This is a genomic window from Bradyrhizobium sp. SHOUNA76, assembly GCF_023006445.1.
GTDB lineage: Bacteria > Pseudomonadota > Alphaproteobacteria > Rhizobiales > Xanthobacteraceae > Bradyrhizobium.
The window spans coordinates 1-10,762 of sequence record NZ_JALBHA010000187.1 but is presented as its reverse complement, the minus strand read 5'-3'; the positions used below and the strand labels follow the sequence as shown (position 1 = coordinate 10,762).

General features: G+C 63.9%; 9 protein-coding genes and 1 pseudogene. 1 reads left to right on the top strand and 9 read right to left on the bottom strand.

The annotated features are described in order from the left end of the window. Positions 1-496: pseudogene (locus MOV74_RS19750) on the top strand (alcohol dehydrogenase); the annotation flags it as partial. A gap of 83 nt (positions 497-579) precedes the next feature. On the opposite strand, the gene MOV74_RS19745 reads toward MOV74_RS19750, so the two are convergent. The 9 genes from MOV74_RS19745 to MOV74_RS19705 form a co-directional block, all read right to left on the bottom strand. After that, positions 580-1,284, bottom strand: a complete 705-nt coding sequence (locus MOV74_RS19745) for an ABC transporter ATP-binding protein (protein WP_018320184.1) — start codon at positions 1,282-1,284, stop codon at positions 580-582. A 7-nt stretch (positions 1,285-1,291) separates the two neighbouring features. Continuing rightward, positions 1,292-2,572, bottom strand: a complete 1,281-nt coding sequence (locus MOV74_RS19740; protein ID WP_246925828.1) for a lipoprotein-releasing ABC transporter permease subunit — start codon at positions 2,570-2,572, stop codon at positions 1,292-1,294. A gap of 90 nt (positions 2,573-2,662) precedes the next feature. Continuing rightward, a complete protein-coding gene (gene proS, locus MOV74_RS19735) occupies positions 2,663-3,982 on the bottom strand; it encodes a proline--tRNA ligase (protein ID WP_246925825.1) in 1,320 nt (439 codons plus the stop codon). A gap of 144 nt (positions 3,983-4,126) precedes the next feature. Further along, the gene (locus MOV74_RS19730; RefSeq protein WP_246925823.1) at positions 4,127-5,689 is read right to left on the bottom strand and encodes a CopD family protein; all 1,563 of its coding nucleotides are present in this window, start codon (positions 5,687-5,689) and stop codon (positions 4,127-4,129) included. Further along, complete coding sequence (locus MOV74_RS19725) at positions 5,689-6,216, bottom strand: YcnI family protein (RefSeq protein WP_246925821.1); 528 nt, start codon at positions 6,214-6,216, stop codon at positions 5,689-5,691. The genes MOV74_RS19730 and MOV74_RS19725 overlap by 1 nt, the downstream gene beginning before the upstream one ends. A 29-nt stretch (positions 6,217-6,245) precedes the next feature. Continuing rightward, positions 6,246-6,782, bottom strand: a complete 537-nt coding sequence (locus MOV74_RS19720; protein WP_246925819.1) for a copper chaperone PCu(A)C — start codon at positions 6,780-6,782, stop codon at positions 6,246-6,248. A 27-nt stretch (positions 6,783-6,809) separates the two neighbouring features. Continuing rightward, complete coding sequence (locus MOV74_RS19715; protein WP_246925833.1) at positions 6,810-7,307, bottom strand: TlpA disulfide reductase family protein; 498 nt, start codon at positions 7,305-7,307, stop codon at positions 6,810-6,812. After that, on the bottom strand, positions 7,304-8,515 hold the full coding sequence (locus MOV74_RS19710) for a sialidase family protein (RefSeq protein WP_246925817.1): 1,212 nt from the start codon (positions 8,513-8,515) through the stop codon (positions 7,304-7,306). The genes MOV74_RS19715 and MOV74_RS19710 overlap by 4 nt, the downstream gene beginning before the upstream one ends. Positions 8,516-8,541: 26 nt before the next feature. Beyond that, a partial coding sequence (locus tag MOV74_RS19705) for a TonB-dependent receptor (protein ID WP_249797534.1) occupies positions 8,542-10,762 on the bottom strand: 2,221 nt, incomplete at its 5' end.

The following is a 10,762-nucleotide window of genomic DNA, read 5'->3' as shown; positions in this document are numbered from 1 at the left end:
GGCCTGCGTGGTCGCGCCCGGCCGCAACGAGGCGATCCTGGCCGACCTCGTCCGCCGCTTCGGCGCTCGCGTGAAGCCGGTGAAACTCACCGGCAATGAGGACGACGACCGCCAAAGCATGAAGCGCGCCGCATCAGGCCCGGTCGATTGCGTGTTCGACATCATGCCGCCTTCGGTCGGCACCAACGTCGTGCGGGCGGCGGTCATGACGGTGCGCCCCTATGGACGCGTCGTGCTGATGGGCGGCGTCGGTATGGCGGGCGGCCCGGGGCTCGAGCTGCCCTACCCCTGGATCATGCGCAACTGCATCAGCATTCATGGCGTCTGGATGTATCCGCCGGACGCCGCGAGCCGCCTGATCGCGCTGGTCCGGTCGGGTCTGTTGCAGCTCGACGAGTACAAGACCACGGCTTTCGACCTCGATCATGCCAACGAAGCCATCGCTCATGCCGCCGCCAACGGCGGACCGTTCAAAATGACGGTGATCAGGCCCTGAGCATTCGGGGAGCGCCGTCGCCAACTTTTTTCGTCAGTCCAACCAGGCACTTGGCTACTGTGCATGGGGTTGTTTTCGCGTTTCTATTCGAGCTCGACCACCTGGCCGTTCGACAGCGAGACGCGCCGGTCCATGCGGCCGGCGAGCTCCATGTTGTGAGTCGCAATCAGCATCGAGACCTTGGTTGCCTTGACGAGCTGCATCAGCGCCTGGAACACATGATCGGCGGTGTGCGGATCGAGATTGCCGGTCGGCTCGTCCGCAAACAGCACGCGCGGCGCATTGGCAACCGCGCGCGCGATTGCGACGCGCTGCTGCTCGCCGCCAGACAGCTCGGCGGGCCGATGGGTGATGCGGTCGCCGAGGCCGAGATAGCCGAGGATCTCCTTGGCGCGCTTGACGCTCTCGGACTTCTTGAGGCCGCGGATCATCTGCGGCATCATGACGTTCTCGAGCGCGGAGAACTCCGGCAGCAGCCGGTGCGACTGGTAGACGAAGCCGATATCGGTACGGCGCAGCTGCGTGCGCTCGATGTCGGGCAGCTGCGAGGTCGGCGCGCCCGAGACGTAGACCTCGCCGGAATCCGGCGCTTCGAGCAGCCCCGCGATGTGCAGCAGCGTCGACTTGCCCGAGCCCGACGGCGCGACCAGCGCGACCGATTGGCCGGCCCACAGCGCGAGCTTGGCGCCATCGAGGATCGTCAGCGGCACCTCGCCCTGCAAGTACTGCCGCTTTATCTCGTGGAGATAAATGACCGGTACATCTTCAGCCCCCTGCTGCTGCTCCATCAGCCCCTCACTCGTACCGGAGCGCTTCGACGGGATCGAGGCGCGCGGCGCGCCACGACGGATACAGCGTCGCCAGGAACGACAGCGTCAGCGCCATGATGACGACGGCCGTGGTCTCGCCGACGTCGATCTCGGCGGGCAGTTTCGACAGGAAATAGAGCTCCGGCGAGAACAGCTCGGTGCTGGTCAGCCAGGACAGGAATTGCCTGATCGATTCGATGTTGAGGCAGATCACGAGGCCGACGAAGAAGCCGACCATCGTGCCGACCACGCCGATCGAGGCGCCCGTGATCAGGAAGATCCGCATGATCGATCCCTGCGAGGCGCCCATCGTGCGCAGGATCGCGATGTCGCTGCCCTTGTCCTTCACCAGCATGATCAGGCCGGACACGATGTTCAGCGCCGCGACCAGCACGATCATGGTCAGGATCAGGAACATCACGTTGCGCTCGACCTGGAGCGCGTTGAAGAAGGTCGAGTTGCGCTGCCGCCAATCGACCAGGAAGACCGGACGGCCCGCGGCCTCCGTCACCGCCTTGCGGAAGGCGTCGATCTTGTCGGGGTTGGTGGTGAACACCTCGATCGAGGTGACGTCGTTGCTGCGGTTGAAATAGGCCTGCGCTTCGGCGAGCGGCATGAACACGAAGCCGAGATCGTATTCGGACATGCCGATCTCGAACACGGCAACGATCTTGTACGGCTTGATGCGCGGCGTCGTGCCCATCGGCGTGACCGCGCCCTTCGGCGCCACCAGCGTGATGCTGTCGCCGGCATGCAGCGAGAGCTGGTCGGCGAGGCGCCGGCCGATCGCGACACCCTGGCCGTCGTCGAAGCCCTCGAGCGAGCCCTGCTTGATGTTCTTGGCGATCGAGGTGAGGTTGTTGAGGTCGTCGGAGCGAATGCCGCGCACCAGCACGCCAGAGGCGTTCCACGGCGATGACGCCAGCGCCTGACCATCGACCACGGGCGCGGCGAGCCGGATGCCCTGGACCTGGCTGAGGCGGTCGGCGACGTCCTTCCAGTCGGTCAGCGGCGATTCCAGCGGCTGGACCAGGATGTGGCCGTTCAGCCCCAGGATCTTGTCGAGCAGCTCTTTGCGGAAGCCGTTCATGACCGCCATGACGATGATCAGCGTCGCCACGCCCAGCATGATGCCGAGAAAGGAGAACCCGGCGATGACCGAGATGAATCCCTCCTTGCGGCGCGCCCGCAAATAGCGCCCCGACAGCATCCACTCGAATGGCGCAAAAGGCGCGGTCTGCACGGTTTCGGTCATGGTCTCATCCATCGCTCGATAATCCCATGATTCGGGGTCAAATGTGGCCGGATTGGCGGCCGCGATCTCGCGCGATGAACAATATTCAGCCGACCACCCTTATCAGCCCACAAGTCTTGCGACCGCGTCCGCAGGCGACATGGTCTCGCGGGAGCCGTCACTTCGCCGCTTGATCTCGACCTTGCCGTCGGCGAGCCCCTTCGGCCCGATCATGATCTGCCAGGGGATGCCGATGAGGTCGGCGGCGGCAAACTTGGCGCCGGCGCGCTGGTCGGTGTCGTCGTAGAGCACGTCAACGCCCTTGGCCGTGAGCTCGGCATAGAGCTTCTCGCAGGCCGCATCGACGGCAGCATCGCCCTGCTTGAGGTTGAGGATCGACACGCGGAACGGTGCCACCGCCTCCGGCCATTTGATGCCGGCATCGTCATGGCAGGCCTCGATGATGGCGCCGAGCAGGCGCGAGACGCCGACGCCGTAGGAACCGCCATGGATTGGTACGTCGACGCCGTCGGGACCCGCAACCAGGGCCTTCATCGCGTCCGAATATTTGGTGCCGAAATAGAAGATCTGCCCGACCTCGATGCCGCGGGTGTTCACCCGCTTGTCCACGGGCACTTCCTGCTCGAAGCGCGCGGCGTCGTGGACGTCTTCGGTGGCAGCGTAGACCGAGGTCCACTGCTTGATGATCGGCGTCAGGTCGCTCTCATAATCGACGTCCTCGCCGGGCACCGGCAGGTCCAGCACGTCGCGATTGATGAAGACGCCGGATTCTCCGGTTTCGGCCAGCACGATGAACTCGTGGCTGAGGTCGCCGCCGATCGGGCCCGTCTCGGCCCGCATCGGGATCGCCTTCAGCCCCATCCGCGCGAAGGTGCGCAGGTAAGCCACGAACATCTTGTTGTAGGCAACACGCGCCGCGGCCTCGTTGAGGTCGAACGAATAGGCGTCCTTCATCAGGAACTCGCGGCCGCGCATCACGCCGAAACGCGGACGCTGCTCGTCGCGGAATTTCCATTGAATATGATAGAGATTCAGCGGCAGGTTCTTGTAGGACTTCACATAGGCCCGGAAGATCTCGGTGATCATTTCCTCGTTGGTCGGCCCGTACAGCAACTCGCGCTTGTGACGGTCGGCGATGCGCAGCATCTCCGGACCATAGGCGTCGTAGCGGCCGCTCTCGCGCCAGAGGTCGGCGAGCTGGAGCGTCGGCATCAACAGTTCCAGCGCGCCGGAGCGATCCTGCTCCTCGCGCACGATCTGCTCGATCTTCTTCAGCACGCGGAAGCCGAGCGGCAGCCAGGCATAGATGCCGGCCGCCTCCTGCCGGATCATGCCCGCGCGCAGCATCAGCCGATGCGAGACGATCTCCGCCTCTTTCGGATTTTCCTTCAGGATGGGCAGAAAGAACCGCGACAACCGCATGGCAATACTCTGGGAATCAGTGATCGCCTGCAGTGAAACCGGATTGAGAGCGAAAACACAAGACCGGGAATGAGGAAAAGCCGCTAAGGCAACGGAATTCCTGTCATTTTTCCGTCGGACTTCAGGTTCTGCTTAAACTGCGCCTTACGGCAACGTGACGTCGAGTTCATCTTCGAGCGTGATTTGCTCGAAGTCGGTCACCAGCGCGTCGATCCGCACATGCCAGCGGCCGGCAAAGGGAAGCTCCACCTTGCGCACATGCCAGTAGCCGTCCGCCCCTCGCGAGGCCTTCCGCTCCATCGGCTCGATGCCGCGTTCGGGCAGGCTCAGCGTCAACGTCGCCTCCTTGGCCGCCAGCGGCGTCCCCTCGCCGGTCATGAGCTGAAGCACGAAATCGTCGAGCCCCGCCTTGCCCGGAGAGACCAGGACCTGGAACATCGCCTTGTCGCTGTGGATGTGGATCGCCAGCGGCGTCTCCGGAACGATGGTCCGCGGCGGCGGCGTAAAGCGCCAGCCGGCGACCACGGCGAGAATGGCGAGAGCGATGGCGCATTCGAGCAGGATCGAGCGCTTGAGGGCGGCCGCGACCTTGCGAGCTCCTGCGAGTGCGGGGGTCAGGCGAAAGCGGTTGAACGCGGCAAGCGCCAGCAACACTGCGACCAACATCAGCTTGACCACGAGGATGAGGCCATAGCGCGTCTCGATCAGCGCAGCCGGCTTCTCCAGCTGAACGATCGCGAGTCCAAGGCCGGTCAATGCCAGAGCTCCGACTACCGGCACGGCAACGCGGGAAAAGCGGCTCACGACGGCGATCGTCGCCGTCGTCGGCTTCGACACCAACGCGACCAGCGGCGCGAGAGCGCCGATCCAGAAGGCAACAGCGAGGCCATGGAGAAAGACCGCCGGTCGTGTCAGCGCCTCCGGCGGCGCCGTTGCGGCGTGCCCGGTCATGGCGAGCGACAGACCGACACCGATGAATGCGATCATCGCAAAAGCGCGCGCGTACCATGCGCTGCGCAGCGCCATCCATGCGAACAGCGTGGCTGCGAGGGCAACGATCAAGGCAGGGCCTGCGCTGGTCGCAAATGCGACCTTCCAGGGGCTGGCCGTCGCAAGAGCGGTCGGAGGCAGCCCGAGGAGATCGAGGCCCAATACGCCAACGGAGACCACCGCGCTCGGAAGGCCGATCGCGAGCGCCAGGCGCGGAACGGCCGTGCCGATCATCGACCACGCAACCCAGCGCGCGAAGAACACGCCGCCGATTCCGACGAACAGTCCGACATAGAGGCCGATCCGCGCCAACCAGATCAGCACGTCCAACCTGTTATCCGCGGCGGCCGGAGGCTTCGTCGCCGTCGGCATGCCGATCGAGAAGGTCACCGATCCCGTGATGGGATGGCCGTCCTGCGAGATCACGCGATAGCTGACGACCACGGTCCCCTCAGGCAGGTCCGCCGGCATCGCGACCGAAATCGTCTCGCCCGATGCGCTGACACGGGTATCGTTCCGCGCCCTGCCCGCACCGTCGATCAGCCGGATCGCGCCCGGCGTCACCGTCTCGTTGAAGCGCAGCTCCACCGCCTTTGGGGCACGCGCAAGCATGCTGCCGCTCGACGGCTCGACCGAGACGAGCGCCGCATGCGCAAGGGCGCCGGTCGCGAAGCCGACAACGAAGAGCAGCGTCGCGAGCGCGGCGAGCAGGCGCATCAGGGCTTTGGCAACAGCTTCACGCCCGGCGCCGGCGCCTTGCCCTCGGATTTGCCCTCATGCGAATGCTTTGCCCCCTCCGCGGGAATCTCGATCCAGCGGCTGACGCCTGCCTCGCATTCCTGAACGACGGGGAAGTACAGGGTCGTGTTCGCCTTCAGGCTGTCGGTAAGGAACGTGCTAAGGACGAACTCGTCATAGTTCTTGTCCGGCAGCTTGCCGCCGGACCACGCCACCTCCTTGACGCCGGAGGAGAGCTTGTTGCCGTGATAGTCATATTCGCCGGCATATTTGCCCTCGACGACGTCGACGTTCCAGCCCGCCTTCGGCATCGGCTTCACCGCGATCACCCCTTCCGGGATCTGAACGCGGATCTTCACGGTCGGCGAGCCCGAGCAGCCGTGCGGCACGGTGAACACAGCCTTGTACGACGCGCCGACCGTGGCTTGCTTGGTCTCGAGCGAGACATGCGCCGCCGCCGGCGAGACGGCGAGCGCGGCAATCAGGAACAGGCAGGATCGCTTCATGTTCGGTCTCCCGAGAGCCCAGATCAGTCTCATTTCATTTCCATTCCCGAATGATCCGGCATTTTCTTCATGTCCATATGACCCGAATGCCCGGCGTCGGCAGGCGCCTGCGCACCGACGCCCTGAACGTCGAGGGAGACGGCGACTTTGCCGGCCTTCTCGAATTGCAGCGTCACCGGCACCTTGTCGCCCTGCTTGAACGGGCCCTTCAGCTCCTGCAGCATCAAATGATTGCCCCCTGGCGCGAGCTTCACCGTCTTGCCGGGATCGATCGCGAGGCCCTTGTCGAGCGGGCGCATCTTCATGACGCCATTGTCCATGGCCATCTCGTGAATCTCGGCCTTGCCCGCGATATCGGCGGACACGCTGACCAGCTTGTCCGCCGCCGTCCCCTTGTTCTCGATGGTCAAATAGCCGCCGGCGACTTTCGCGCCGCCCGGCGTCGCGCGGCTCCACGCCTGCGAGATCACGAGATCGCCGGCCTTGACGTCGTCCGCGACCGCCGGTGCCGCGCAGAGCGCAACAGCGAACGCAGCGAGCAGCACGTCTTTCAACATTGTCTTCATATCGGTATTCCCTTTGCAGACTGAACTTCAGCGTTTGGAGAGTTGTTGCGCCGACCATTTTTCGAGATCGGCAATTTCGGCGGAGCCTTCGATCGTCGTGACGGCCCCTTCCCGGGAGATGAGCATGGTCCTGGGGATGTCGCCCTGCCAGGCAGGGTCGATCTCGAACCGCAAGCGCTCGGCAAAGCCGTCGTTGAAGACGAAGTTCTCGGTCGACGACAGTCCCGCCTTGTCGAGCATCGATTGCGTGGCGGCCGGCAGGTTCGGCACGAGATCGGCGCTGATCGTGACGACGTCGATCTCTGGATGGTCTTTTGCAAACCGCCCGAGCAAGGGCAGCTCGACCTTGCAGGGCCCACAGGTCACGCCCCAGAAGTGCACGAGCGTCGGACGCCCGGTATGCCCCCTCAGTACGCTTTGCCAGGTGCCGCGTTCGAACGGTTTGAGGCCGGGCGACGCCCCAAAAGCCGACGCCGATGCGATCAGGACACCCAGACCCAGAATAGCTGCAAGTCGACGTCTCATGGCTGGTCCTCGATCGCGATAAGACGATAGCCATCCGCCTTCGTCATCCATGACAGGTAGATCTGCCCACCGTTGGAAACGAGCAAGGGATGGTCGGAGGTGTCGGTCGTGCTCGATATCGCCTTCGGCGGCGACCAGGTCTCGCCATCATCGCGGGAGGTCGCGATGTGGACCGAGGTCTTCTCGCCATCGAACTCCTTCCAGGCGATCACCGTTCCTTTCGCGCCCGCGAGCACGTAGGGGCGCGTCGGGTTGCGGCCTGGGTGCCCCAACGCCATCGGCGCAGAGAAGGTCCGTCCTTCGTCGCGGGAGTGGGCGTAGAACAATCCCTTCCGCGCCTTCCCGTTCGTGTACCAGGCGACGTGATAGGTTCCGTTCGGCGCAACGGTAAGGCTCGGTCCGTGGTGCGGGCAGGCGTTGATCTGCCAGTCGTCGTCGCTGACCCGACGGATTTCGCCCGGTGTCGACAGGTCGGTAAACGTCATGACGGCGTGATCGCGCACGCCGCCGTCGAAGATGTTTCTGAAGATCACCGCCGGCCGCCCGGGCGCCGCAAACGTCACCCCTAATCGGCAGCACTCGCAGGTGCCCTCACGCGCAAGAGCGGCTTCCGCGTAGGTGGCGCCGCCATCGCGCGAGGTGGCAAAGAACAGTCCCGCTCCCTCGTACTTGCGTCCTGCCTCCTGGGCAGGGACACGATTGCGCTTGTCGATCCAGGCCGCAAAGACCGTTCCATCCTGATCAAGCGCCAGCGCCTCGAACCGCTGGCTCTCGTTGTTTGCAGTGATGGGCTTCAACTCCGCGAAGCTCTTCCCCCCGTCGGCCGAGCGCGTGTACAGCACCTCTCCGTTGAAGGCCTCGTCCCTGAAGGCCGAGAACGCGAGCGCGATGCCGCCCTTGCGGTCGATGACGATCTTCGGCCGCGCATCCGGCCCCCAATCAAGGTTCAGCCGCGTCGTCGTGACCTGGGTGGGCACCGAAAAACTGCGGCCCTCATCCTGCGAACGTGCGACCGAGACCTGCCCCCCCGCCATCCAGACCAGCCACAACGTTCCGTCCGGGCCGAAGGCCGGCGTCGCCTTGGTCGCACAGCGCAGCGTCGGCTCCTCACAGGCCGCTTCGGACGCGTGCTTGCCGTGCATCTGTCCCTGTGCCGCACTGTGCAGGAACGCGCAGGCGACTATCCCGAGCAAGCCGGTTCGGATCATGGCCCTACTCCCTTCAAGAGCCCGGATCATTTGAACGCCACCTTCATACCCGCAACGAACAGGCGCGGCGAGCCCGCATAGATCGATCCCGTCGTGTTTGCGAGCGTGCTCCCGGGAACTTGAAGGCCGGCCGCCGACACGGTATTTGCGATGTTGTTTGCCGACGCAACATAGGTGCGATCGAACACGTTCCTGACTTCGAAAAACAGGTTGAGTGACCTGAAAGTGTCGGACACCAGATCGGTCTTGTAGTGGACGTTCACATTGACCAGCTCATAGCCCGGCGCCTTCAGCAGATTCGCATTGTCCATGTAGAAGGAGTCCTTCCACTGGACTTCGACGAAGCCTCCGAGGCCAGCCAGCGGTCCGGCGAACTCGTCGTAGCCAATGCGGGCTGTCAGCTCATTGGGCGAGATACCGGGAATCTTGTTACCCGCACGGTTGAAGCTGAAGACGGCGCCATTGGTGATGTTCTCGACATATTCGGTGTAGACCTCGTCGAGATAGGTGTACGCCGCCAAGAACCGCCAGCCCGAATAGAACTTCCAGTCGGCGGCAAGCTCGATGCCGCGGTGCTCCGATCGCGGCGCGTTGAACGAATAGTTTACGCCAGCGACGGGCGTCGCCTGGTTGACGATCTCGTTGCGGAAAAACTCGTAAAAACCAGTCGCGCTGAGCTTGAGCGCACTGTTCGGCGTCCAATCGAAACCGAGATCGTAGCCAAGATTCTTCTGGGCCTGGAGTTGGGTATTGTTGCCCGATAATCCTGTCTGAGCGATGAAGAGATTCGAGACCTGCGGAGTGCCATACCCCGTGGCCACGCGTCCCCGGAACAGCCATTCACTGTTGAGCTTGTAGAGCAGCGCCAACTCTGGCGCAGTATTTTGAAACTGCCGGTCCGCGGTCGTCGGCGTTGTCGTGGTGATTCCGGCGGGGCCGGCGTACGAATAGGCCGTATTGAGGCCCTTGAGCAAGGTTGTCTCCCAACCGATGCCTGCAACGGCCGTTAGCGACGATGTAAGCTTGAGCTCTTCCCTGGCACGAACACCATAGTTGGTCGTTTCGCTGTAGAGATTGCTCGACAACCTGCCGAGCGTCGCGTTGCCTCCCGGCATCACGTTTCGCGTGTCGCTCGACGCCGTCAGGGTATTGTAGAAGGCGCCGAAGAACGCGGTGGACTCCAGGCCGAGAATCTCTCCGCGCTTGGTGAGATCACTCATATAGTTGTACGAGGGGAAGTCGCCGATCGAGCTGGTGGTGCCCGTCGGCTGACTGATGTTCCGGTCGTCGAACACGAACTGGTTGCGCCAGGTCGTGGTGTTGTCGAAATCGTGCTCCCAGCGGCCGCCGACGATGGTGCGGCGGTCGTTGCGGCCGAGCCCGGCCTGCACCGCCGTCTCTGTGTCGGTTCCGGCGGTTGCGTTGAAGCCGTTGTTGAACAGCCTGACCGTGCCGCATCCGGGCGCAGCCGTGCCACCGGTCGTACATCCCTGCTGGAACGGGTTGAGATAGAACTGGTTCAGCGATTGCCTGATCGGCAGCCGCGCGCTGAGGTCGTTGTTGATGATCTTGACCGTGAAGCGGTCGTCCGGCGTCGCCTTGAGCGTGCCGAGGAAGTTGACGGTCTGCGTGTTGAACCAGCTGTTGCCGATGTAGCCGTCGCCCCTTGTGTCGCTCGCAAACAGCGAGCCCTCGAAATTCCCGACCTTCTTGCCGGCGGCGAGATAGTTGTTGAGGTAGCCGTAACTGCCGCCGTCAACGCCGTATTCGACGCCATCGATCGTACCGCCCGGCCGCGTCCGGAAATTGAGCGCGCCGCCGGTCGCATAATTGCCGTAGAGCGCCGACGAAGGGCCGCGGACCACGTCGATCGCACTATAGGCATGAGGATCGATCAGGTCGCTGCGAGACAGGCCGTCCGGCTGCGTCACCGGGAAACCGTCATCGAAGATCACGAGGTTGCGGATGCCGAAACCGTTCCGGGCGTTGGATCCCCGAATCGAGATGCCGAAATCCCGCGGACCGTTGCCCTGCTTGATCGAAATGCCCGGGCTGTCCCGCAAGACGTCACTGACCGAAAACGACGGTCGATTGTCGAACTGGCTACGATCGATGGTCGTCGCGGTCTGGCCGGCCGGCGCCTGGTTGAGGCTAGCCCGCGCTTCGCCGGCGCTCCTCGTGTTGTTTTGCCCCTGGGCGCCATCGGTCGCGTTCCGCGCGACCGGCCTCACCACGCGGGCCACCGAA